This is a genomic window from Thalassoroseus sp. (assembly GCF_984380535.1).
Window position 1 is genome coordinate 185877 of the sequence record NZ_CFHRBF010000005.1, and the last position, 24163, is coordinate 210039.

Consider the following 24163-nt stretch of genomic DNA (forward strand, 5'->3'; position numbering starts at 1 on the left):
TTGGTCAAGATCTTTGGGCCCACTGAATATTCGGGTGCCACTGACTACAGATACTCGTCATGGTATTCCGCGGTCGATTGCCTCACGGCGGACCGTGTGGCTCGTACGAAATGTTCGGCGGCGATGCGTTCACAGCGTCCATCGGGAGTCCAGAGGATGAAATCCGGCGGCTTGACGTCAAAGACTTGCTGGAGCACATCGCTATCGACCGCAGGCGACCAATGCCAACCGCAGGGAACCGCGATGCCGTGTTCTTCGACGAACCGCATGCCCGATAGCGGTGGCAACGGTGTGCCTCGGATCAACACGCGGGGTTCGTTTTCACGAGACACCGCGAAGTGCCAACGGTCGAGCCGAATTTGCGGTGCGGTGACGGCGTAAGCGGTCCATTCGGTTTGATGGGTTTGCAGTATGTTGGGTTTACGGATCGTTTCGCTACGGACCAGCTGAGGAGTAACAAGGTTATGCGTCTTGGCGGGTATCGCAGCGAGAGGCCATTCGATCGACCACAGTTTCGCGAGCGGTTGCCAAGGTCCGTCGGGAAGATAACCGTCCGGAACGTGCCGACCGAAGGGCACGAGTCCGCCGTCTTCAAGCACACGAAACATGTGGCTACGTCGCAAACTCTGTAAAGGTAGTGGCAGGTCCGCTTGGTGCAGACGCAGCCATAACCAGTCGTCGACGATGCAGGCTTCCAACCCGGCGAGTGTTCGTACCGGTCCTAACTGCCCGCGATCTTCAAGCGGCAGACGGACGGCGATTGTGTTCGGGTTCGTTACTCCGACAGGCGATTCCAAAGTTGCTCCAATCGCTGTTCGAGGAACGTTCGCGGTTGTTCGTCGGGAATCCATTGGACACGCCCACGAAGTACGCCCAGTTGATCTTTCACGTACACCAAGCTGGTCGCATCGAGTTCCTGACCGTCGATGCGGTGTTGCAACCGATCGAGGTCGGCGGCCAATGATTCCGCGTGTGGCGTGTCGGTCTGCCGAGCACGGGTGTGGGTTTGCTCATCGAATTCGGTGCGGTCGAGGGTTTCCTGCACGATCGCGGCAATGACGTCTTGTTGTTCCTCCGTGTCCCAAATGTGACGGAGGATCCACAAATCCGACGGTGAAACACTGAGCCGACCGCAGAGCAGGGCACTCGCCGCCAGTAATCGTTGCAGCTTGACGGCCCGTCGATCGGAAATCGCGATCCCCGCATGACGCAGCCGATGCACCAACTCCAGATACGCAGGACGGACCTGCGAAAAATCCGCTTGTGAAATCAGCGATTGTAAGCCGAGAATTTCCTCGACAGTCATCGCGGCAGACGTGTTCGCGGATGTTGCAGTGTCCAATCGCCAACCGGCGGAAAGCACGTCGTTCAATTGTTCTTGCGAAACGTTGTCACAACGGACGCGAAGCAAAAATCGGTCGAACAACGCGCCGAGGGCGTCGTCTTCGGGGAGTCCGTTGCTGGCACCCACGACCATCAGCGTGGGAAGTTTGCGGGTTTCGCGTCCACGACGGAACACGCGTTCGTTGAGGACCATCAACAAGCTATTCAAGATCGCACTGTTGGCGTTGAGCAGTTCATCGAGGAAGACGAACGCCGCTTCGGGCAGCATGCCTTCGGTGTTCGTAACCAGTTCGCCGTCGCGAAGTTTGCGGATATCGAACGGCCCGAACAGTTCGTTCGGTTCCGTAAACCGCGTGAGCAAATAGTCGAAGACGCGACCATCGAGCCGTCGGGCCAGCGCTTGCACCAAGGCACTTTTTGCGGTTCCGGGTGGGCCGAGAATAAATAGGTTCTCGCCACCGATCAGACAGATGCCGAGCAAGTCGATGACTTCATCTTTCCCGACAAACGCCTCCTTGAGCGTTTGCAAGACGTCGGCATTGAACCGGCGAATGTGTTCGCGGTTTTGGTCGGTGAGGACAGCGGTCATGGGGTGGGTGATTCCTTGAGTCGAGCGGCAAGTTCCGAGACGGCCCCTGGTGCCAATTCGGGATGCCCGCCAATGGCCTCTTCCACAAGCGAGCGTGTCAGTTCATGATCGAGGCGTGGCCAATCTTCCCGCGACAGTACCCGATCACGGTACAACATCCGCAGACCGGGGTGCTGGAAGATTTCGCCGATGTGCGTGGGGGTCACGTTCTTCATTCCGACCGAAGACAACGGCCAACGGTTCGCCAAGTTTTGCAGCGAACTTGCGAGCACATCTTCCGCATTGGCTGCCCGCACTCGTTTGTCGAGATCGGGAAGAAAACGGAACACCAGATCGGCCGAATAATGAGCCGACGCCGGTTCCGCATCTGGGCATGCAATCGCGAGTCCTCGGGTGACAACTTCCGCATCGATCTCACGGAACATCAGGTATTGGCACGCTTGGTAGAACCGTGTGACCGCCCAGAGGGCAACAGCCATCGAGAGTGGCGGTGGTTCGCCGGGGAAATTGAGTCGATAGCGGGCTTCGAATTGTTCGATGACGGGCGTCGCATCGGTTACGGCTTCGGGCGGAAGGGGACCGGTAACGATCACGCGACCTTCTTCCAGCATCGTGTCCACAATGGACCCGAACTCCATGACGAACCTCGACAAGACAATGAACTAAAACACATGTTCATTATGCCAAGACACCCACCAAAAGAAAACGGTTCGGCAAGAACTCCCTCGATTTGAGACGCACTCGGGGAGTGAAAGGAAAAACGGCTCATGGAAAAACCATGAGCCGTTCAGAGTGATCAGGTTGTCAATCGAGGTAACAGTTGGGCTTATTCGTCAGCGTGACCGAAGGCCTCTTTGATGCGGTCACGATTTTTAGCTTGATCCAATTCGCTGTAGTTCGATGGGGTCACTTTCAAGGCAGCTTGCAGAGTTTTTTCTGTTGCGTTCATCGACGCTTGCAACTCACCTTCGGTGGTTCGCACGAACTTGATCGCTTTGAAAGGAACTGCGGTGTAGCTCTTATCGATTCCCAAGGTTCCACCATAACCAATGATAGCGAATTCCGCTTTGCGAGTTTGTGGGTTCAGAATCACAGCATCGAGCACGCCGATTTCTTCTTTGTCTGCCCCAACGATGTCAAGGTTGGTCAGTTCACTGACAGCCAACATGTTGTTCTTGGTCAGTTGGGTGGCATCCGAGTTGAAGAACTTTGCGTTCCGTTCACGCCAACCTTTGTCGGTGAGTTCGGCGTATTGATCGTCTTCGAGTTCCGGTGCTTTTTCGAGTTGTTCTGCAGACATCGGCAAGGTCATTTTGCAGACCTTTTCGCCGTCTTCCATCACACAATTGGTTTTGACAGCTTTGTACGGCACAGCGACTTCGGTTTCACCAACACCGGCGAGTCCACCCACGCCTAGGACGAGGTAATGAGCGTTGCCTTCGTTGTCGAGGATAATCGTGTTGACGTCGGCGATAGCTTCGCCACTGGCGTCGTTCACATCTGAGCCGATTACGGTGTTCGAACTCATACGGACCGCACCGCGGTCAGTCTTGGCGGCGCGTTTGGTATCTTCAGCTTGTGTACTCAATGGAGCTGCAACGAGGGCAGCTAGTGCCAGGCTTGAAATCATCTTCATCATAGTGGGACTCCTGGTTAAAGGGAATTGTTCCGAACACCAGGACTAGACGCAATCGCAATGCCAGGAATCTTGAAAAACGAAAAAAAGACTCAAGTCGTCACCAGTCACCTGGGATTAACTTGAGTCTTTATTTTATTGTTCAACAGCATAAGGGTTTACGTCGACAACCCTCTTAGAAACTATTGACAATATCGGCTTGACGTTCTCTGTTGTTCCCCATCATCTCGCCCGAGAAACACGTGAGCATTCGATGATTGTTGATTGAATAGCAATCATGTTGGTTGACAAGCTGTCAGAGTTTACAGGAAATCGCAAAAAACGATCGTCGGTTATTTGTCGGGGATTTGCTCTTTGGCCATATGCGCGAGCGATTTCCCGACCCAACGCAGGACGCCACTGTCGAGAGAAAGTTTTCCCGTGAGGTCCTTGCCGTCTCTCCTAAGAACCAGGTTGAAACGATCATCGCCAGGTTCGGCAGCTTCCACCGCGAGGCGATGTTGTGTGCGGAACGGTTCGACGAGCTTGTCGCCTTGGACCTTTTGACGAGCAGCAAACCACGGCCCGAATCGACCGGTCACTGTCAGGAATTCTTCGGTTCCATTCGGTGAAGGTTTGGCTTGTCCGATCGCTGTCTTCAAAGCTTCCAACGCGTTCGTTCCGCCAGCTAGCCAAATAGCGTTTGCTTCGGTGCCGACGTAAATCGTGTTATCACCCAGAAGTGCTTGGTAGGTTTCTCGCACGGACGAATCCAGCTCATACGAGTGCACCGCCACGTCGCCAATCTTCGCAACGTCAAATTGAACTTTCAAATCAGGACCGGCCCCTTGGAGCGTTTTCAGGATCGTCAGGGCATCGTCTCCATTCTTGCCCTGCATCCCTGCAACCACCGTGTGGAAGTCGCCAGCAGGTTGCATCTCGATAAAGCCAATCGCTGCACCGTCGGCGAGGGTCTTCTCGGCCAACTCGTACATCTGATTGGTTGCAGTCACCAAAGCGGCTTTCTGCGTCGCGGTGCGTTGCGACTTCGTTTCGATGCGGTTGACCGCAACTTTGCGAACTTGGTTGAGGATTGTCAGGTAACCGCGTTTCCGCATTTCGTCGAGGAACACGTTCATTCGCAAGCTAAGAACCGGCTTCTCGGACCGTGGAATCGTTGCGAACTTGGTCGCCATGCGACCCATATTCTCGATCGAGGCTTGCAACGCCGTTCCGGGAAGGGCAACGAGTTTCAGGTCCGCTTCACTAACTTTGCGGTTCTCGTCGAGACGCCCTTTGGCGGTCAGTTCCTGACCTTCGGTGAAGATACGCCCCAACTCATCGAGCTGAACCGACATAGCCAAATGATTGAGGTCATAAAGATCCTGGTCCTCGGTCTTCAGTTTAACGTGAGTGGCCAAGATCTTGTCTTTGTGACCGTCGCTACCGAAGAAGAGTTTCTCACGCTCCTCGATGTTGCCCGGTTGGTTGAGACCTTTGAGACCGAACTCGTAGCCTTCGCTGGCCAACTCGGTCATGGGATCGCCAGGGCCACCTTGACCGGCCGGTCGGATCGGCACGAAATCCGTTTTAATCTGCCCGCCGACACTGGTGTGAACTTCGACGAACTGGGCAAACCCGTTTTCAATCCAGAGGAAATAAGGGTACACGTTGCCACTGAGTTTGTAGACTCGGTTCGGGATAATCTGGGCTTGCTGACCGATCCCGTTCGGCATGAGGTTGTTCCGCCAGAAGACCCGCTCGTTGGCGACAGGGATCCAGGTCCGCATGCGGTACGGGCTTTGTTTGAGCAGGAGATCCATTCGCAACGGTCGATCACGGTCAACCCCGGGTAGCGTCAGTTCCAAATGGTCGAGCAGCTTTTCGTACTGTTTGAGTTCCGATGGCGAAGTCAGGCCCATAATGACCTTCAAGTCGCTGAGAACTTCAGAGGCTCCCTTGTGAATCAAATACACTTCAGGGGCCGGGCCAGGTTGCCATTGGGCCAATGCGACCGACCCCAAACACATCCAAATCGCCAAGCTGCTGCCAACAATAATTCGGCGCGCTCCGAAACAAACTTGGTTCACAGCATTCTCCCTGAGTGCCTGCCAAGGCGTAGTTTGTAGTTATTGGTTGACATAACCGGTTATGTCAACGCGGCTTGCACACTGCAGCCCCGACACTGACCAATTCAAGATCCACTCGGCAGATAGCCTCGTTGCCATCGAACCGTCTGGAATTCGAGTTGGAGCCCGCTTCGTCGGTTTGCTTTGTTGCAAGTCTCGATCTCACAAGCGTCTGTTGTATTCGATCGCAGCAATCATAGGGAATCAGATTCTGAAAGTCGAACATTCCGGAACTGAAACTCCGTTACCAAACAAGGCTGTTTAAGTTGTTACACCGGCCTTTTTGGCTTCCCACCGCGCTATTGCGCGTTCGCGTTCTGCGAAAGTCTGACGTTCCACTTGCCGGAGCAACTGTTCCTCGGCCCCGGTCAATTCTTGGCCACGTCGTTGCATGGCGATTCGGGCGGTTTTCAGCGAACGGTTGATCTCCCAACCTTCGCACAAGTCACCGTGCCAAATGCGGGCGAACGAAGGCACGTGCTTGGGCAATAATTCACCGCCGGGTAACACCATGCACATTACGCCGATCGACGAACCCGTGTTGATCAAACTTCCGATGGCCGCTTTGGTATGATCGCCGATGAAACAACCGACTTTGTATTCTTCAGTGTCGATCAGGCCGTCCATCATCGGCACATTGACGTTGGAGTAATCGTTCTTCAAATCGCTGTTGGACGTCAACGCTCCAAGATTGACCCACGGGCAAACGTAGCTGTGTCCCAAGAAGCCGTCGTGGTACTTGTTCACAAAACTGTGGAAAATACTCGCTTCGACTTCACCGCCCACTCGACACATTGGCCCGATGCTGCTGCCATCTTTGACGTGAGCCCGGAAGAGTTGTGATCCGCGACCGATATGACAAGGACCTTCAATGCGTGTGAACGGTTGTACGATTGCGTTCGCATCGATGGAAATTGGACCGTTGCGAGCATCGAGCACCACAAACGGATGGACCTCAGCCGAACGGTCGACATAGACCATTTCGCGAGGTCCCATAATCGCAACTTGCTGACCGAGTGTACCGCGTCCGCTGTCAAAATCGATTCGCGAGAAGTCAGCGATCAAGCGGTCGCTGTTGTGAGTGACCAAATCCCAAGGTCGCCCTGCGATACAGCCGGTGAGTTCGCGTTTTCGTCGAGGTTTTGCAAGGTCGACAATGGCTTCGAGAAAGTTTTCCTCGGTGAGCAGAATCGCCTCTTCGGGTTCGATCGGCAAAGCCACGATGACGCCATCGATCATCCCGACTTCATCGCTGCTCAGTTGTAATGCGTCGTCCGGCGAACCGATCCAACGACTGTTAACCAGCAGCGTGCTTCCGTATTGCAGACCGATATGATCGTTGATCACGATCTCAGGGTTTCGCTCTCGACAGACGGCTGCCAATTCCGAGCGGACAAACCCCGCCCATTCCGGCGTTTCCGCCGCCGTTGAAAAGTGATCTTGCCAGCGTTCCCGGACGGTAAATCGTCCACACAACAACTCGTAAGCTGGTCGTGTGAGCGTTAAGGGCGTCAATCCTTTGACGTGCTCGTCTTCATAAAATGCGATTCGCATGGTTCGACCTCCTTGCCGAATTGGTTCGCGGTCGGGAACTATAATAGGTAAGCGCTCATCGGAAAAGCCCGCTGAGGAGGCGTACGTTGCCCAACAAAAAACCCGCCAGATGGTCTGACGGGTTTTTGGTTCGGTCGGATACAATGGGTTTTGAATGGGAGGGTGCGTCGCGTACGATTTCGCATTTGTCAGATTGCAAGGAACACAAACGACGACAAAGACTGAGGTTGTGTGCCACTGCTAACTTGCCTAGCAGTGCGAGTAACCAGCGGTCCGGGAGTCGCTAAAAATACTGCTGGACAAGCCAGCAGTGACACCCGTTAACGCTGACAAATGCACAATCGTACGCGACGCACTCGACACCCTATTCCTAGAAGTCCCAGTGAAGACCCAGGGTGTAACCGCTGAGGTACCAGCGATCGCGGTCGTTTTCGCGAATCGTCGGGGTGAGCGGTTGAGCATTGTACTCGATGGACTTTTGCGGACGGTGAACTTGGTAAGCCGCCAGCACGTTGTATCCCCCTTGAATCTTCGCTTCTCGCAGAATTCGTACTCGATTGAGCAGCGGGATGTAAGGGACGATATTCATTTCGAGAATCACTTCCGCACTGGCAATCGGTGACAGTCGAACGTGATCACGATTCTCACTGAAGCGTCGGTTCTGAATGTAGTTGGAATTAGTGCTGGGATCACCCACGCCGTAGCCGGAAAGTTCCAGTTCCTCGAAGTTCGCCGCCAAACCGACTGCAGTGCGACCGAGAATCTTGAAGTTATCGCCACCGATGTCGAAACTCACACCGGCTTCCGGAGCAAACAGATGGCTCGTGATTTCCGACCGCATCGCCAACTCGTAGGGATCGCCGGCCACGAAGGTGTCCACTTGCAGCGGTCCACTTCCGTCGAACGTTCCCGTCCCACCACTGTCACGACCTTCGATCTGGAAAGCTTCACCAATCCAGAGGTAGCGAAGTCCGACCAACGGTTTAATGTTCATCCAGTCATTCTTGTACAGCGGCGTCATGCGGAACGTGGAGTTGACGCTCGCCGACTGCGACTCGAATTGAATCCCGAAAAACCGGTCGAAGGAAACCAATGTGCCGGTATCGGTACCGTCATTCAGAGCCAAAGCGGTTGTCACGACCAGGTTTTGCCCGTTGAACGGCGAAACCGGATCAAACCCTCGTGAGAACGACCAGTTCGATTGTGAGATGAAGTAACCACCGATATCAAACCCGTGACCGGCCGGTTCGACCCAACCCCAGCGGAATTTACCACCGAGTTCGTAAGGGTACTCATCGGGACAATCTTCATCAGTCTGATCGATCGGCACATGACCGGCACGACGTTCGTTGACCAAGATGGGGTCTGCGCGAATTTCCTCACCGGGATTCGTCGCGTTCGCGGTGACGGTTTGCTGGACGTAATTGAACATCGCATCCGACGAGATCACCGGGAACCGGGCGTTGCCTCGGTCTAAGAACGGCTGATTCAATGCGACGGGAATGCTCCCGACAATGGCATCGCTCGGTTGCCGAACGCGGGCGAAAAACACCTCGGTATTGCCAAAGTAGTCTCGTCCCCAGCCCTTTTGCTCCATAAACCACAACCCATCTTTGTTGATGTGTTGTTGGAAGTCGAAGTCGAAGAACGAATTCTTCGGCCAAGGATTGCTATCGGGACCCGGTCCCGGTCCACCCATTTGACCCGCCATGATCGGGCTATTGGAGGGAATCGGCCCCATCGGTCCCGGTCCACCGGCCCCGTACATACCGGGTGGCGGAGGATACGCACCAGGGTGCGGCATTGATCCGGGAGCCATTTGAGGACCGGTCATATCCGGATTGAAGAACGTCTCGATCTCCGATCCGTCCGGTTCCAATGGGTTCAGGCTGCGTTGTGCTCCCTGGGGAATAGCTCCGGGAGCGAAACCCTGTCCCCAACCGACGCGACTGACCCCAAATGTCAGTCCCGCTAAAAGCAGAAGAGCCGTCCAGCGCTGTCTCCGCATGAGTCTATCCTTGCTTTGCTCGCGCACATCGACAGAGTTCGCGCAAATTGGCAGAAGACCCTGACGGCTCAAGAACCGTCCAAATCCGCTACCCGATACATCCCGCGCCACAAATAGGGCACAAGACCCTGCAGGTTATATCGGTCAACCGAATTGGCAATCTGTAGCGGTTGTTGCGATTCTTGCGGTCGAAATGGTTATTCCCATTGACACGGATGTGTCGCGAGGAACCGTTACGCCGCAACCGTATCGAACTTGAGATCAACGACGATTATTTCGTACACTATTATCAGGTTGAATTGAGACATCAACATCATTCTGCCACGAGGCGAGCCGATGACTGATCATCCCGGACAAGGCAAGTCACGTCTTCGATCTGAAATTGCGACCTTAATCGTGGCAGTCGCGATCTTCGTAGTTGTTATTGTCGCTGGGCGCGAGCCATACGAATGGTATACCTCGATTCCGCTGGACGAGACGGTTGCGGCTTTCAATTCTATGGCCAATAAGCATCCGGTGGGAAAACACGAGCCCCCGATTACAGAGGACGAAATCGTAGACGCCATTGAATCACAGCTGCCGAATCTCGATGCGTCCGATCAAATCCAGGCAATTTACAAGCGTATTGCTCGCACGCGCCGTTTGCCTCGTGGTACACAATTGAGTCCTGTTTCGAGCTTCGTGCCATCTCAGGGAGAAAACTACACCGTATGGTGGGTCAACCTGGTGGTTATGACCGGACCACAGTCCGGATACGGAATGCGGATCCGTGAAACAAACAGTCCCATCGCGGCAGCTCCTTCGCATCCACTACAAAGATGACAGCCGCCGGGTGCCATCGGCTTTGCCAGTACCTCCGAAGTTGTTGGCTCCACGTGGATCGCGCTGACAAAGTTAGTGGCGGACTTCATGGAAAGCGAGTCAATGGGCGAACAGAACTTAAGGCAACTAATTACACGGATCGCCGACGACCCGACCATCAACAATCGTAACAACTTTTACAATGCGCTCCTCACTTCGAAGGTCGGTGCTCGCTTGCCCGACGGGTATCGTTTGGTCCAAAATGGTGACACGCATTCAACGATCGAAACCGATCAGATCGGGGTGCCAACAACAAATGGGCCTGATGGAAGTCCCATGCTGTTGGTGTGGTGCGATATCCCATCCATGATCCAGAAGTTTCCAAACGATCGTTTCTTTGAACTCGATGGCATCGTTGTTCTTAAAATGGCCCGAAAGACTAATTACGGCATCATCGTCCAAAATATGGTTGACGACCCTCCCTCGTGGGCCGGAATTCCAGGCGAAGAGGTTGCGGAAATATTGGACGCCAAGTAGACGTCATGCAACGGCGTTACTCGATCGCTACCGTTTTCCTGTGGTAGTCGATCTCCAACCGTCGTCCTGCCAGTAGCATGGTGCCCAACAACGGAAACTCGCTGTCATTCACAACAACTTGTGTTTCGTATGTCGCGTTAAACCATGTGAAGAAACACCCGTACGTTTCCAGTTCAACGATGTTCCCATCCGCCAATACGGCCTCTGCCGACGACTCTTGAACTAACCCCAATTCCTGAATCTTCGCTCTCGGAATGACCAAACTCCCGTTGAATGCGGTATCCACCCACGCCAGGATCTCGGTTGGTTCATCGCTGGCGTTCGCTGCCACGCTAATCGGAACCAGCGCCCGAAGCTGGTCATCGACGTGTCCAATCATCGTTCCATCAATCCGATATGGAACGCCGCCGCATGGCCGATTTGAATAGTGTGAGACAATCGTGACGGATGCTTCGATCTTGCCGCTTTCACAGCCGCATCGAAGGTGTCCGCCACGAAATAGTCACCCGATTCCGGCTCAATGGCCACAAAATGATCGCGATGCTCAGCCTCAAGCGTGTCTTGCAGTTGTTGGGCGTAGATTGCTTTGGCTCGTGCGATAACACGTTTCGTTTCTTCAGATACCATATTCGCTCTCCCAAGAGACTCGCATCGACATACCAGTATACGCAGTCCAGGATTGGACGCCACTTGTTTCAGGCGGACGTCACCGGATCCAGTTCAGGCTACGACAGCGGATCACATGTGGAATCGGTTTCTTGCGGACGGATCAAGCCGACGCGGATGGCGGCACCTAGGTAGAATGCAGCGCCGATGAATGCAGAAACTCCGAGAATGGCCCACATTTCTTGGTCGAAAAACATGGTTTTTGACTTCTTCCTAATCTGAAATAGCCGTCCGTGGTGTGGGAGGTGTCGCGTCTGGCGTCACCGGTGTGTCGTTTCGAAGCGTGGACAACCACTAAGTTCATGGAAAAACCGTTGTACGGTCCCGACACAAATATTTTCGAAAAGCTCGCGTGGTGACGAAGATTGGTTGAATCCACCCACTCACTTTTCTCGCAGTACAGATACGCAAATCAACCCGCTGCGGTTCACAAAGTTCTGAAAAAATGTTCAAAACGCCAGTGGGATGATTTCGGAGTCTCGACACCGAATGCGAAACACGAACTCGCGATGGTAGGACTCTGAGCGTTCCGGCATTTCTTCCTTGGATGCGAACGGGCGAAAAATGTGGTAGTTCTCACCTGTTCAGACTTCGCTAGATCAATTTGGCGGAAAAATCGGAAATTCGGGAAGTTTACCGGAATCAGGAATTCCCCCATTTCAGACTTTCCCCCGCTTGCCGGGTTTGTAGGATTAAGGTGCGGATGGAACGCTCCCTCAACCTTCCGGATTGAACCTCGGTTCCCTCGGAGATATTGGCATGACGACGGATAGGACGCTCGCGGAGAACCACGTTCTTCAAGGGCATGAGTCAGAATTATTGCTAGGCTGGGATGCCGAAGATGCCGTGCATTCGCCGTTCGGCTTCGCACCACAGGCGAAACGTGTGCGTCGGTCCGCGAGTCGTCCATTCCTTTACAATGGCGATAGTCACCTGATGACCGTCGCACCGACCGGTGCTGGCAAAGGTCGCGGAGTGATTATTCCGAACCTGCTGCACTACAAAGGGCCGACCATTACCGTCGACCCGAAGGGCGAGAATTACCAAGTCACCGCGCGGCGTCGTCAAGAACTTGGTCAGCGGGTCGTCGTGCTCGATCCGTTCCACATCGTGACCGACAAAAGTGACCAGCTCAATCCGATGGACATTTTCGATCTGGATAAGTCCATCCTCGACTGCGATGCCGAGATGCTCGCCAGTTTACTAAGTGTCGGGCATCATTTTCGGGACGATCCCTTTTGGAGCGACTCCGCGTCGGCATTGATGGCCGGTTTGATCGCTCACATCGCGACCGCCGTTCCGAAAGAAGAACGCACACTCAACAAACTCCGCAGCTACATCTATCACGACGACATGGACTACGCCATCGCCGTGATGCTCGATAAAGACGAAGTCACCAACAAGATGGCCCGCGACGAAATGGTCGCGTACTTGGCCCATCCGTCCGAACGTACCCGGCCATCCGTGCGGTCGACGGCATCGACTTACGTGAAAGTTCTCGGTAGCACGGAAGTCTCGGAAACACTCGGCACCAGTAGTTTCGACCTGCAAGACGTTGTCGATGGCAAACCGATCAGCATTTACATCGTGATCCCGCCCGAGAAACTCGATAGCCACCGGGCGTTGTTACGGTTGTGGGTGAGCACGCTTCTGACGGCGATTATCAGTCGTCGACAAATCCCGCGACAACGCACGTTGTTTCTACTCGATGAATGTGCCCAACTTGGTTCGCTACCGGCATTGAAACAGGCCATCACACTGCTACGAGGGTATGGCTTGCAGATTTGGTCGTTTTGGCAGGATCTCAGCCAACTTCGTAGCTTGTACCCGGACGATTGGCAAACCGTTATCAATAACTCGGCAGTGTTGCAAACGTTTGGAGTTGCCAACCATTTGATGGCACGGGAATGGAGCGAAGTGCTGAATCGGGACCCCGAAGAATTGCAAGAACTCGATCCGCAAGACGGTTTTGTGTTCATGCAGGGGCATGGTTGCCAGCGGTGTCGCCGACCGGATTACCTGAACGATCCGGTCTTTGCCAGCCAATTCGAACTCAACGAACGCTTCGCACTCCTCGCCAGCCGAGAACGCGACAAGAAATCCAGCGGCCCCGATCCGGGACTACGTTAGATAGTTAATGCGAGCGAGCCATTACCACAAGCCCGCTCTTAGGCCATTACAAGCATGAAGAAGGCGAACCGTCTACCCAAGCGGCCCGCCATCCTCAATCTTCCATCCTCGCTTCATCCAAATTGACGCTGCAATCACTCAGAATCCACCGCACCGCCGATGGTCACACGGAGTTGGTCGGCTTTCAAATCGACGGTCATGAACAAGGCGTCGAACACTTCAGATGCCGCCAGGGCGCGTCGCAAACGGCGTCCGATTTCCTCGGCGGACAATGGCGAGTTGGCGGCAATCCGCTGCACGAATACGTTCTCGTGATTCGCCAGGAACGACCGGACAGCATGCAAGTTCACTAGGATTTGCTGATCCGCTGTCGATCTTGCTGGCAACCCGACAACGGCTTTCGGCGGGTTATCTTGGGCTTCGGCGTCGACAAACTTCCGAATGGCATCGGGAGCGGTGGCGAGAATCAAGAACTCGTCCGTCACCAAGAACGCCGGCTGCCAGGGACCGAACGAATCGATCCAACAAAGATCGTTCTCGATTCGCAGTCGGGACGACGGATCAACCAAAGCCGCCAAGATTCCCCAGCCAGTTTGCAATCCGCGATCGACGGCGGTCTTGATCGGAATGGCGTTCTCCTTCGGCTCCGCGAGAGTACGAAACTCCAACGCGAACACCCCATTGATCGGCGGAACATTGTCCTCCATATCCGCACGCGGGGTCACGTAGCACGCGAAGTTCGGCCCCAACGCAGTCAGCACGTCATCCAGCAAATCGTGCCCAAGAAAGAAACCGCGACCGATCTGTCGCAAGTTGTCGAACTCCCGCCGATCTTTCTCCGGCAACTCCATTCGCAACGCGTGCAAGCAATCGACGAGATTCAATTTGCCGGTGTAGACGAACCACGCATCTTCCGGAAGATGTCGACGGAAAGCCGAGACACTGTTCGGCTCTTGTTCAATCGGCTTGTTCGTCTTTGCGAAATCGAACGATGCCACGCCTTCCAACGAAACGCCCCGTTGAACCTTGAGGCCTAGCACGACCGATTCGCACTCGTTCCAAAGTTTGAAAATTTGCCGTTCGCCGAACTTCGGACGTTCCGGCAGTTGGACGGCCGCGTCCCAGGCTCGCGGATTGAAATACGCCTTCACTCCGCAATCCGGTGGCAATGCTGCCTGTCCGGTTTGAAACCACCCCGCCGCGGTGAGATTCTCATTTTCCGCCTTCGCACTGGCTTCCAAAGTGGTTCGCAGTGTCGATTCATCATCGGTCAGCACAAATAACGCTCCACGATGAGCATAAAACTGCACGACGTTGTTGTCAGCGGATTTCGATGTGGTTCGCCGAATGTACAACTCGTTGCCCACCATTTCGGTTTCGAGGACGGCGTGTTCCATCTCGTTCCACAAGTTGATGCCGGTCTCCATCGTGGTGGCATCGTCGGCTTGCATGAGGAGCACGCTGACCGGCTCCGATTCCAAACGCGGATACACCGCGAGCACGACACCGCCGGCCGTCATGTCCCGTAGAAATCCCCAAGCCGGTTGCCCGAGTCGGCCTTCCAATTTGGCGATCGAACGGCGAAGTTTCTGGTAATCCCGACTGGCCTGCCAACCACGATACAACGGCGATTCCTTGACCCGTTGGAACCATGCGTTCGGTTGTTTCACTCCGGGATTCCAACCCGAAGCCGACACACACAACCCGACTTCCGGACGCACCAACCGCAACAAATCCATCTCCGCCGCCAACGCGGAGTGAACCAACATCGACACGATCAGACCAATTGTCAGACCGAACGAAGCCAGACGGGTATGCAGAGAACGGTTCATGAGTTTCGACCTCAAAAGAGAGACCCCATCAAAGGAGATTAGACGTTGTCGGCAACGCATCTCGCAAGAACTCCCACGGACGACGGATATCCCGACCAACCGGCACCAGTCCTTGTTTCACGCCCTCCAAGTCCCGCAATTCATCCAGCCAAGACGACTCCGCCTCGGTTGGCAGTTCCACCGCGCCAGTGTCGGTGTTCGCCGATGAAGACGGCACCCACGCAGTAACGAGCAACTTGAAATCGCCGAGTGTTTCCGTCGTGTCGTTGACCAATGTCTGATACGCGGAGCCGGCATCATCGACGACTGCCACCAACTCTTGTCGACGTGTTTCCGAGTGTTGCGGTTCGAGCCGCGTGGCGGGCGATTCGGTTTCAATCGGTGATGGATCGGTTTCCTCAGCGAGACGCGGCGTGTTGTTCGAATCATCGCCGCTTCGATGGGCAACCATCCAACCGATTCCCACGCCCAACACGCACAAACACGCCACCAGCGGCCACGCGAACCCGGCCATCCGACGGGGTTTCGACGGAGACGCAACGGCAGCCAGTGGTGAGTGCCCGTCGGCTTCTTCCGCCACACGCGAGAGGACCACATCCGTCAAATCGACTTCCGGCGTGTCGGTTCGCCAGTGGTGAATCGCACCGTTCAACATGACTTGCGTCTGCCAATAGTGTCGACAACCATCACAGCGGTCGGCGTGTTGACGTAGCGGATCGCTCAACCGATCAAGCGAGGTATGCTGCTCGACAAGTCGATCTAACGCAGAATGAAATTCAGGGCAATTCATGACAGGCATGAGGGGCCACTCCTCGTCGCTGCAGATGATCGGCCAACTCCTTCCGGGCACGATGCAGCCACGTTTTCACAGTTCCCGGCGGACATCCTAAAATCTCCGCCACTTCGGTCAAACTCAATTCCTGGTGGTGAAACAAGATCACACATTCTCGATATTCCTCACGCAATTGGCCAAGTGCCTGTTGCAGCTCCTCCGCCAATTCGGTTTGTGGCGAATCAGTTTCGGCGATGTGTTCCACGATTTCCGTTGGCCTTGGCCTGCGAGAGCGTTTCTCTAACGCCGTTCGACAGCGGTTCGCGGCGATCGTCAGTAACCACGGACGGAACGGCCTCGTCGCATCCCAGCGGTGCAAACTGCGATACATCCGCACAAATACGTCTTGCGCGACATCTTCCGCGTCCTCGCGATGCCCCAGCATCCGAAAACACAATCCAAAGACGGCCCCCTGATACCGCTGAACCAATGAGCGCAATCCCTCCTCGTTTCCTTGCAGGCAACGCTCAACCAGAACGGTATCATCCACACTCACAATGAACCCCAAGCCGCGGAGCTTGTTGTCGTCCGACCGCTGGGAAGAAATTTCCTCAGCCGTCCGAGAGTATACCCCGCCCGAAACCGGGAGGTGTCAACGATTTTGGAACCGGCGGCGAATAAACGTCCGAGGATGACAACGCATCGTTCAGAGAATAGACTCGGTGACACGTGATTTTTAGTTCATATGGGTTGCGAATAAACGTCTGTCCGTGCACTACCAGTTTTTCGAACTCAATTGCCATGTTGCGTGACCTAGATTGGTCTAAATCAGCCGGTGGCATCTATGTCCGCCACCATTGGCGGATTTTGTTTTGCATTGCCATCGGCGTGATTGCTGCAACTCTCACTTGGCATGCAGCCTTCCCCCACATATTCTGGTTTTTCAAACTTTGGTGTGGCGGCGCCACTGGGGCGCTCATTGGGATGATTCCGGGAGTGTGGTGGCAAATAGCCGATCCAGAACGAAGACCAAATACATCAGGACACTTTATATTCGTGTGTTTCTTCGGCGGTGGGATTTTCGCTGGAATTTCGATTTTTCAATTGATGCCTCAATTCCAATCTGAAGAAACGATGCGTACCCGAATCCGCTCGCTCTCCGCTCAAGATATTGTTGCCATCCGAATCCGGATCGACGACCAACCACCCGAGTCGGTTCAAGATACTCAAGATATTGCTTCTTTTGTACGTCATGCCCGAAACGCCGAGTTGTTTTATCCGAGTCATGAAGGTGCGACTCTAGATTTTCAGTTAAATATCGAACTCGAAACGGGTTTGGTGTGGAAGTACAACGGTGCCATCCGGGAACGTCATCGGAACGATTTGGTCCTTGATTTTCAGGCTCACATTGTTCAATCCCACATCTTGATTCCGAATGGTCGCACGTGGTTGGATTCGGTTTCTGATCAGAACACCAATCTGTGAAGTCATCGCGGGGTGCCACTGGCTTTGCCAGTGCAATTGCGGGTTCTTATTTCTTGGAATCTCGAAAGCTATTGCCGGTACCTCTTCCACCCCCACCGAACCAGCCAATCGACGACGGTTCCAACCGCTGCGAACACTCCTATTCCGACAAATACGGTACAGAGAAGCAAAAACGGGTGAGTCGCCTTGAGTGCTTGCTCGGCAAGCTTCATATCGCAGCGAACCCAACCGATCCACGCCGCACACAATCCAGCGACCGCAAAGAAAAGGTACAAGAAGAAAAAGCCATAGTTCAAAAAATGCCACAGAAGTCGTTCAAGAATTTTTCGCGGCATACCCGTTCTCCGCTCGGGTGCCACTGGCTCCGCCAGTGCTATTGCGGTCACTGATGTCTTATCGACCCAAAAACTGGTCACGGAACCAACGGTAGGCCCACCGAATCGATTGATCCAATAGATAACAGACACCGAAGAACACGAAAATCGCACAAAATCCAATGCCGAACATCAACGGCATCGTTGCCAACTGAAAGCCATGTTCGACCAGTGCCGGATTGCATCCGATCAAACCGGTCCACATCTCGATCGAACCAACGACAAACAGGAGCACATAGCAAAAGAGCAGACCCCCATTAAAAATCTCGACGGGCAAGAGTAAGGAGGGCTTAGACTTCTTACGCGGCATGCCCACCCTCCGTGTCATCCGGTTCAGGGGCGGTGTTCGGTGTCCGCAACTGCATCCCACAGAAGACGATGCCGAACACGCACACAGCTTTGAACACAATGAGCGCGGGCGGTTGCCACCAGGCACCGGTGCAGAACTCGACGACGTCCGACATACCGAACAGAAAAAACGAAGCCGCCCAAACCCACCGCACCCGCCGCGAGAGTGAAGTCAACTCCGCACCCCGCCAAAGAATCAACCCCGCGATCCCCATCCATAACACCGCTTCAAACGCATTGAACCACTCCGTAAACCGCAACTCACTCGGCATGCTGTTCCTCTTTTTCTTGAGGTCGCCAAAAAGTGAAACGTGAAACCAGTTTGCCAAACAACAGTTCATTGAGGTTTGAGGATTTGCTAGTATTGCCCACACGAACGAGTCTTGAGTCATCCCGGCTCTTGCTCCCACGGAGAACAAAACATGAACAACCCTGACGCCGCCGCTAAAGCAGCCGTAACTCTTCGCCGCTCGGTCCTGTTGTGGTGCGTGTTTGCTTGTTTCATGCTGGGCTTTGTCGCCGTTGCATTCATTGCCCCTGATGAACTCGCCAAGGCCAACATCAAGCCGAGCGAGTCAATGCTTGCGCTCGCCGGAGTGCACGGAGTTCTCTTACTATTCGCCTCTTTGTTCTCGATCAAAGCAAGTCAGATTTCCCTGATCGTCGTCGCCGTGCTGCTCGTCCTAGCCATGGGTTACGCCGTCGCATTCCAGAGTACGTTTGCTGCGATTTTTGTCGGCTTGTTGATCGTCAACGCAATTGCCGCAATTTGGTCTGTCCGCCGCTACGGCCCCGACTTCAAAGGGGCATCAACCGAGTGACCTCGAATCTTGCGAAACTGTGCCAACAACATCGCTATGGGTTTGATTTTGGTGTTGGTAACAGAACGGACAATCTTTTACCCCAGCCGGCTTTGGCAGTACTGACTCCAACGGCGATTAAGAAGAGTATCGCGGCTGCTAGAAACGAGTTGGCATCACGATGGGTTTGAGATAGCAAGTCAAACAGAGATTTGATTCGTTCGCTCGCTACCGCAATGACGCCGCCAACTCCGATGGCGAAATACAGCATATTTCGCATCGAATAGGCTGCAACAAATACAAGCAGCACGAGGAGCGTGGCATAAGCGGCGAATGCCCAGCTTTGTATTGCCGGGGGTGAATCCACGGCCAACAGCAGGGCCGTGACAATATCAATCGCCAGGAGAAGTGCAGCAGCACGGCGGAGGCGTGCTCCGAAAGAGTCGGCCACATGACGACCAATGGAGAACACGCTCAAACCAACAAATTGAGTCCAAACGAAGCCGCGGACCCAACCAGGCACGTAGGACAACATTGCCCAGTCCAAAATCGGGATGAGTACCATCGTCCCAGCAAAGAGACGTCGCGAATCACACTTCCAAAGTCCGGCAGCAATCAGCACGCTGGGTGCCAACACCCACTTGAATTTGTGGAGACTATGAAGAAGTGGCGCGTCCATGTTCTCGGCTGGGATGCCGATCATGAGAAACAGACAGATGATGAACAGTGGCTCTGCCCATCGCACGTTCCGCCACCAAGCGACTCCGTAGAATGCGACAGACATGACTAGCATCAGGGCGTAGGGAGAACCCAGTTGGGCAGTTAACTCATGCCGAAATTGATTTGCGAGACTTGACGAGGTCGACCAAGGCAACGCCAATAGCACGCTCATCATCGGACCGGCTAACGCGGAAATCTGGACACGGTGGTTTTTCTCGGCCAACCCGAATTCCAGGAGAAGCACACTTGCCGCAAGGACAAGAGGACTGAGAAAACCCGGTGTCCAAATGCTGGATAGCTGCATTGCCTCGTTGAAGTTGAGTGAGAGAGCGGGATCGAAGGACAAGCAGAGTGAGTAGCCGCGCACACCCAGTCCCACCAAACACACCACCATCAAACTCCAAGGGAACCAAGGCCACTGCCACGGCGTTCCGTTATTCGTGATCAAGTCTCGGCCCCGTCTCACCGCAGGAACAAGCGACAAGGCCACGAAAGCGGACGCCCAGGAGAAACCAAAGATCGACCAATGCGCGGTGGAAACTTGACCCGCGTAAATGGCCGTGACAATTGCTTGCGGGTACAAGAATAGCAGCACCAAGAATAGAGACAGCGGCCCGCTAAAATGAATGGGGAACCGAACTCGAAGTCCTCGCAGAAGGACTTCACAGACGACCCATGCGAATACGAAGCCAGCAATGCTTAGCGAAGGGCCGAGTGATTTGTCACTCAAGATGAGACTGTCTAACGTCAACGACAGTTCGACCAGCAAGACCGGCACGAGGAACAAGATTGTCCGCGCGTCTTCCCAGACACCACCGGCACGAACAATCACAATGGCTGTCACCGCCATCATAAGCACATACGCGCCGACGAGTCCGATGAGGAGCCAAGCATCATACCCGTGTGGATTCTGCATCCATCGAGCACTGCCGTGTAACACAAATGCCGTGCTGAGAAGATAGAACGGATTATTCGTATATAGGAAACGAAGCCCGTTCCAAGCAGCATGTATATATCGAGCGCCTCTGGCTCGTCGCTCATCTGGCTGGTGAAACTCTTCCACCACATCACCCCATGCCATCAAAGTCTTTCTTCGACCAAGTACTGAGGGGTGTGAGTTGAATTGCTATCGTGTTAAACACCCTTCTCAGGCAAACGTAGAACGGTGCGGCAGTTCAACACGCATTTCTGAGTGCGCAACGATAAACCGACAATCGCAGCTGTCGATTTCGAAATTACAGGCAATTGTCAGTGAATCGTCCTACTGTCCGATGCAGTACAGGACTTCTTGGCGTTTGCCGCGTTCGTTGTGGGCGACTCTTAAGTAGAGGCGGTTGCCGCAGACGGCGGGGGAGGCGAAGGATTCATCGCCGAGCGTCACACGGGCGACTTCTTCGTACTGACTTGGGTTGGCCTTGAAGATAAACATTTCACCTTTTTCGTTGGCTTGGTAGATTTTGTCGCCAACGAGCACGGGAGAGGCGGACACCGGTCCTGAGAGGCGTTCGCGCCAGAGTTCTTCGCCATCGGACACCCGCCAACAATACGCGACACCTTTGTCGGTGAGTGCGTACACGTAACCTTCATGAGCCATCATGGATTGTTCATAACACTTCTGATTGTTGGTCCACAGCACCTGCTTGGAGCCGTCAGCTTTCACGCAGATCGTTTCCGATTTCGGATAACCCCCACTGGCGATGACGGCGTCTCCGTCCCAGACCATCGTGCCGCAGGTGGCCATTGTGGTGCCGGGAACAGCCCAATTCTGTTGACCGGTTTTAGGATCGTAAGAAGCGACGATTTCACAACCACTGAGGAAAATCTGCTCTTTGCCGCCCACGTCGGCAAGCACCGGCGACGAGAAGCTCAGTTTCGCCGGGCGTTCGGTTTTCCAAGTCGGCTCGCCGGTTTTGCGATCGAAGGCAGCGATGTATCCGCCTTCTTCATAATCGGCGGCAATCACGATCAACGAGCCCATCAACAATGGCGACGGGGCGTAACCGTACTCGTAACGACGCGGTGCATACCGACCGATATCGCGTTTCCAGACCTCGTGACCTTCGAAATCAAGAGCGTGCAGCGTGAGTTCGTCGTGGTGATGGAAGACCGCGAAGAGGTACTTTCCGTCACTGGCGACGGTTGTCGAAGCATGCGTGTTTTTTGGGTGTGTCTTGGGGAATCCGCCTTGGCTAAGTTCGGTCATCCATTTTCGTTTACCGGTTTCCCGGTCGAATGCGACGACCGATTGTGTTTGTGCGGACTCATCTGCGGTGGCCATCACGACGAGCGAACCGACAACCGTGGGCGATGAGTGGCCACGACCGGGCACGTTGACTTTCCAGACGACGTTATCGGTTCTGCTCCAGCTGGTGGGAATGGTTTGCCCGGCGGCGGCTTTACCATTGCGGGTCGGACCACGCCACCACCACCAATCGCCTTCGGGCGGGTCGAGGGGGGCAGCTTCGGGTTCGGCAAATGTTTGGGTTTCCGGTTCGGGGATCTCCGCCGGAATGCCATCTGCGCATCCGAACCCCAAACCACAAACGGCCAAAAACATCAAACCACGACTCAACATGACACGTCATCCTTTTCCGTGAAAACGCTCACAATATAACGGTGAGAGTGTACGTTGCGGAACGCCCAGAGACAATACGCCGACCTCGCAACGAATCTCGTGTGAAAGGCCAAACGGGTTTTTGTTCACATATGTGCACAAGGAGTCAGTGGGCACTCGTCAAAACCCGAATCATCCGGCGATCTGCATTTCGATCTTGACCGTCCGCCTATTCCGTGACGCTGGGAATTTTGGCGTGGTCCGATATCATGAACTACAGGTTGAGACGATGTCGGTCCTTACTCCCTGGAAACACACAAAGTCATGGCAAACCTGCAGAAATACGACCCACGGTTAGAGTCCCTGGTGATGGAAACCCGCACGCGGTGGGCGGACGACATCGGCGAACTTTCGCCGGAAGATCGGCGTTGGCTCACAGAAGCGGTGCATCGAACTCCACAAGAAGCTTCGAACATTCTCTACGAACGATCGCACACCGGGTTTATCCGGGAGATCACCGTGACGGTCGACGACATCGAACGCTTATACCAAGAACGACTGACGACGTAGACCGTTTTCGTGGTTCGTACTGGCTGGGAGTGCCCGACCGCTAACACGACTTCTAATCTTCGGCAACGGCGGGACCATCGGCTTTGGCTGGAGTTTCCGCCGATTCCTTTGGAGTCGCGTTGTCCGGTTTCTTCTCGTCGATCAAATTCTTGACGATCGAGTCCAACTTTTCAAAGGAAGCACCACCAACCAATTTCAGCCGGACTTCGCCTTCCCGGTCGATGAACAACGTCGTAGGGAAGAATTCTAAATCGGGCACTTTGTCCTGCGTGGCGTCATCGCCGAGTGCCAATAGATAATTCACGTTGTAGGCGTCGGCGAATTTCTGGATGTGCGGCTTCCACTCGTCTTTGGGCATCTGCTCGTAGTTGATGCCAATCACTTGCAGACCTTGGTCTTCGTACTTGAACTGCAAGTCGACGAAGTGCGGGACTTCCGCACGACACGGCGGACACCATGTGCCCCAAATATCCACAATGACCACTTTGCCAGCATGGTCTTTCAGCGAAATCGTGCTGTCATCCAAGGCGGATGGCAATGTGAAATCGAACGGAAAGCCTCTAAGCCCGGCGGTTTTCGCCAGCTCGTTGTAGCGTTCCGTTTCCCGCACCGCGTCAAACGCTTTCATTCCCTCAACTAACGCGAGTTGCTGAAAACCTCGCTTCATGGACTCTTCGAGTAAATCGAGAGCCTTCTCCGTCTGGCCTTCTTCTGCGGTGATCCGGGCTTTCTCGAAGGTCAAACGAGTGACCAGAGGTTCCGTGTTGGCTTGGATCGTTTCGTCGGAATTCAACTCTTCGATGATCTCTTCGACTGAAGCAACCAAACTCTTGGCCGATTCGAGTTCGTCTCCGCCAAGCGTGGAAGAGATTTGCGTCATCGAAACAGCGGCGGCCATCTGCACGTTGAGATCATCCGGGGCAGCGGCCTGCGCCTTCTTGATTTGAGCAATGGCATCATCCACACGACCAGCTTCAAAGTCTTTCCCGGCTTGCAGGAAGATCTTTTGAATGGCTTTTTGTTCTTCGGTGAGTTCCGATTCGTCGTCGGACGTTTCTGGTTGTTGATCTGTTTCCGCAGTTTGATCGTCTTGCTGGACCTCGGTTTGCTTCTCGCAGCTGGAAAATGAGACGAAACACAAAATCGCGAGCACGAGCGGCGAGATTCGAAATGGCATGCCGTTTTCCTCGGGTGTGAGTATCCGTTCATGAATCGTGCGTATGACGGCAAACTGGCCGACGGGAGTTGCGAACAAACGCAACCCGGCCCCAATCATCGCGCGACGATCCTTCAAGTGTTACTCTGACGGCCCGCTCTTGCGAACGCAAGCGATGG

Annotated in this window: 25 protein-coding genes; 6 read left to right on the plus strand and 19 right to left on the minus strand. The window is 54.4% G+C overall.

The window, feature by feature from the left end:
• Nucleotides 1-44: 44 nt before the first annotated feature.
• From AC5DDB_RS08400 to AC5DDB_RS08430, 7 genes are all read right to left on the minus strand, one after another.
• Nucleotides 45-797: a hypothetical protein gene (locus AC5DDB_RS08400; protein ID WP_491739260.1), complete on the minus strand. Its 753-nt coding sequence runs from the start codon at nt 795-797 to the stop codon at nt 45-47.
• Nucleotides 776-1933 carry an AAA family ATPase gene (locus tag AC5DDB_RS08405; protein ID WP_491739261.1) on the minus strand — a complete coding sequence of 386 codons (1158 nt, stop codon included), beginning with the start codon at nt 1931-1933 and terminating at the stop codon, nt 776-778. The genes AC5DDB_RS08400 and AC5DDB_RS08405 overlap by 22 nt, the downstream gene beginning before the upstream one ends.
• The gene (locus AC5DDB_RS08410) at nt 1930-2571 is read right to left on the minus strand and encodes a hypothetical protein (RefSeq protein ID WP_491739262.1); all 642 of its coding nucleotides are present in this window, start codon (nt 2569-2571) and stop codon (nt 1930-1932) included. Before AC5DDB_RS08410 ends, AC5DDB_RS08405 begins: the two co-directional genes overlap by 4 nt.
• 188 nt (nt 2572-2759) lie before the next feature.
• Complete coding sequence (locus tag AC5DDB_RS08415; RefSeq protein ID WP_491739263.1) at nt 2760-3572, minus strand: PRC-barrel domain-containing protein; 813 nt, start codon at nt 3570-3572, stop codon at nt 2760-2762.
• A 329-nt stretch (nt 3573-3901) separates the two neighbouring features.
• Nucleotides 3902-5638, minus strand: a complete 1737-nt coding sequence (locus AC5DDB_RS08420; protein WP_491739264.1) for a hypothetical protein — start codon at nt 5636-5638, stop codon at nt 3902-3904.
• 300 nt (nt 5639-5938) lie between these two features.
• Nucleotides 5939-7231 (minus strand): putative sugar nucleotidyl transferase, encoded by a 1293-nt coding sequence (locus AC5DDB_RS08425; protein WP_491739265.1) that lies wholly within the window; start codon nt 7229-7231, stop codon nt 5939-5941.
• A 370-nt stretch (nt 7232-7601) separates the two neighbouring features.
• On the minus strand, nt 7602-9239 hold the full coding sequence (locus AC5DDB_RS08430) for a hypothetical protein (RefSeq protein ID WP_491739266.1): 1638 nt from the start codon (nt 9237-9239) through the stop codon (nt 7602-7604).
• 336 nt (nt 9240-9575) lie between these two features.
• Here AC5DDB_RS08430 and AC5DDB_RS08435 point away from each other — a divergent pair, with 336 nt between their 5' ends.
• Together AC5DDB_RS08435 and AC5DDB_RS08440 are read left to right on the plus strand one after the other, a co-directional pair.
• Nucleotides 9576-10061 carry a hypothetical protein gene (locus AC5DDB_RS08435; protein WP_491739267.1) on the plus strand — a complete coding sequence of 162 codons (486 nt, stop codon included), beginning with the start codon at nt 9576-9578 and terminating at the stop codon, nt 10059-10061.
• 102 nt (nt 10062-10163) lie between these two features.
• Nucleotides 10164-10577 carry an SseB family protein gene (locus AC5DDB_RS08440; protein WP_491739268.1) on the plus strand — a complete coding sequence of 138 codons (414 nt, stop codon included), beginning with the start codon at nt 10164-10166 and terminating at the stop codon, nt 10575-10577.
• A 16-nt stretch (nt 10578-10593) separates the two neighbouring features.
• Here AC5DDB_RS08440 and AC5DDB_RS08445 read toward each other — a convergent pair whose 3' ends face one another.
• From AC5DDB_RS08445 to AC5DDB_RS08455, 3 genes are all read right to left on the minus strand, one after another.
• Nucleotides 10594-10956 (minus strand): hypothetical protein, encoded by a 363-nt coding sequence (locus AC5DDB_RS08445; protein ID WP_491739269.1) that lies wholly within the window; start codon nt 10954-10956, stop codon nt 10594-10596.
• Nucleotides 10953-11204 (minus strand): hypothetical protein, encoded by a 252-nt coding sequence (locus AC5DDB_RS08450; RefSeq protein ID WP_491739270.1) that lies wholly within the window; start codon nt 11202-11204, stop codon nt 10953-10955. Before AC5DDB_RS08450 ends, AC5DDB_RS08445 begins: the two co-directional genes overlap by 4 nt.
• Nucleotides 11205-11302: 98 nt before the next feature.
• The gene (locus AC5DDB_RS08455) at nt 11303-11440 is read right to left on the minus strand and encodes a hypothetical protein (protein WP_491739271.1); all 138 of its coding nucleotides are present in this window, start codon (nt 11438-11440) and stop codon (nt 11303-11305) included.
• Nucleotides 11441-12002: 562 nt separating this feature from the next.
• On the opposite strand from AC5DDB_RS08455, the gene AC5DDB_RS08460 reads away from it, so the two are divergent.
• Nucleotides 12003-13373, plus strand: a complete 1371-nt coding sequence (locus tag AC5DDB_RS08460) for a type IV secretory system conjugative DNA transfer family protein (protein ID WP_491739272.1) — start codon at nt 12003-12005, stop codon at nt 13371-13373.
• Between the two features lie 134 nt (nt 13374-13507).
• On the opposite strand, the gene AC5DDB_RS08465 is transcribed toward AC5DDB_RS08460, so the two are convergent.
• Genes AC5DDB_RS08465 through AC5DDB_RS08475 form a run of 3 tightly spaced genes read right to left on the minus strand, consistent with a single transcriptional unit; the run spans nt 13508 to nt 16476 of the window.
• Nucleotides 13508-15205 (minus strand): hypothetical protein, encoded by a 1698-nt coding sequence (locus AC5DDB_RS08465; RefSeq protein WP_491739273.1) that lies wholly within the window; start codon nt 15203-15205, stop codon nt 13508-13510.
• 28 nt (nt 15206-15233) lie between these two features.
• Nucleotides 15234-16004 carry a hypothetical protein gene (locus tag AC5DDB_RS08470; protein WP_491739274.1) on the minus strand — a complete coding sequence of 257 codons (771 nt, stop codon included), beginning with the start codon at nt 16002-16004 and terminating at the stop codon, nt 15234-15236.
• Nucleotides 15982-16476: an RNA polymerase sigma factor gene (locus tag AC5DDB_RS08475; protein ID WP_491739275.1), complete on the minus strand. Its 495-nt coding sequence runs from the start codon at nt 16474-16476 to the stop codon at nt 15982-15984. Before AC5DDB_RS08475 ends, AC5DDB_RS08470 begins: the two co-directional genes overlap by 23 nt.
• 635 nt (nt 16477-17111) lie before the next feature.
• Between AC5DDB_RS08475 and AC5DDB_RS08480 the strand changes: the two genes are divergently transcribed.
• Nucleotides 17112-17462 (plus strand): hypothetical protein, encoded by a 351-nt coding sequence (locus AC5DDB_RS08480; protein WP_491739276.1) that lies wholly within the window; start codon nt 17112-17114, stop codon nt 17460-17462.
• Between the two features lie 68 nt (nt 17463-17530).
• Here AC5DDB_RS08480 and AC5DDB_RS08485 read toward each other — a convergent pair whose 3' ends face one another.
• From AC5DDB_RS08485 to AC5DDB_RS08495, 3 genes are read right to left on the minus strand one after another with little or no spacing between them, the layout of a single operon-like run.
• Entirely contained in the window at nt 17531-17797 is a 267-nt protein-coding gene (locus tag AC5DDB_RS08485; protein ID WP_491739277.1) for a hypothetical protein, read from the minus strand.
• A gap of 58 nt (nt 17798-17855) precedes the next feature.
• Complete coding sequence (locus AC5DDB_RS08490) at nt 17856-18146, minus strand: hypothetical protein (protein ID WP_491739278.1); 291 nt, start codon at nt 18144-18146, stop codon at nt 17856-17858.
• Nucleotides 18136-18456 (minus strand): hypothetical protein, encoded by a 321-nt coding sequence (locus tag AC5DDB_RS08495; protein WP_491739279.1) that lies wholly within the window; start codon nt 18454-18456, stop codon nt 18136-18138. Before AC5DDB_RS08495 ends, AC5DDB_RS08490 begins: the two co-directional genes overlap by 11 nt.
• 150 nt (nt 18457-18606) lie before the next feature.
• Here AC5DDB_RS08495 and AC5DDB_RS08500 point away from each other — a divergent pair, with 150 nt between their 5' ends.
• Nucleotides 18607-19005, plus strand: coding sequence for a hypothetical protein (locus AC5DDB_RS08500; RefSeq protein WP_491739280.1), 399 nt, complete (start codon nt 18607-18609; stop codon nt 19003-19005).
• A 34-nt stretch (nt 19006-19039) separates the two neighbouring features.
• Here the strand turns inward: AC5DDB_RS08500 and AC5DDB_RS08505 are convergent, their stop codons facing one another.
• Nucleotides 19040-20785 carry a hypothetical protein gene (locus AC5DDB_RS08505; protein ID WP_491739281.1) on the minus strand — a complete coding sequence of 582 codons (1746 nt, stop codon included), beginning with the start codon at nt 20783-20785 and terminating at the stop codon, nt 19040-19042.
• A 180-nt stretch (nt 20786-20965) separates the two neighbouring features.
• Nucleotides 20966-22279, minus strand: a complete 1314-nt coding sequence (locus AC5DDB_RS08510; protein WP_491739282.1) for an outer membrane protein assembly factor BamB family protein — start codon at nt 22277-22279, stop codon at nt 20966-20968.
• 303 nt (nt 22280-22582) lie between these two features.
• Between AC5DDB_RS08510 and AC5DDB_RS08515 the strand changes: the two genes are divergently transcribed.
• Nucleotides 22583-22828 carry a hypothetical protein gene (locus AC5DDB_RS08515; protein ID WP_491739283.1) on the plus strand — a complete coding sequence of 82 codons (246 nt, stop codon included), beginning with the start codon at nt 22583-22585 and terminating at the stop codon, nt 22826-22828.
• A 52-nt stretch (nt 22829-22880) separates the two neighbouring features.
• Here AC5DDB_RS08515 and AC5DDB_RS08520 read toward each other — a convergent pair whose 3' ends face one another.
• Nucleotides 22881-24122: a TlpA disulfide reductase family protein gene (locus AC5DDB_RS08520; RefSeq protein ID WP_491739284.1), complete on the minus strand. Its 1242-nt coding sequence runs from the start codon at nt 24120-24122 to the stop codon at nt 22881-22883.
• Nucleotides 24123-24163 lie beyond the last annotated feature (41 nt).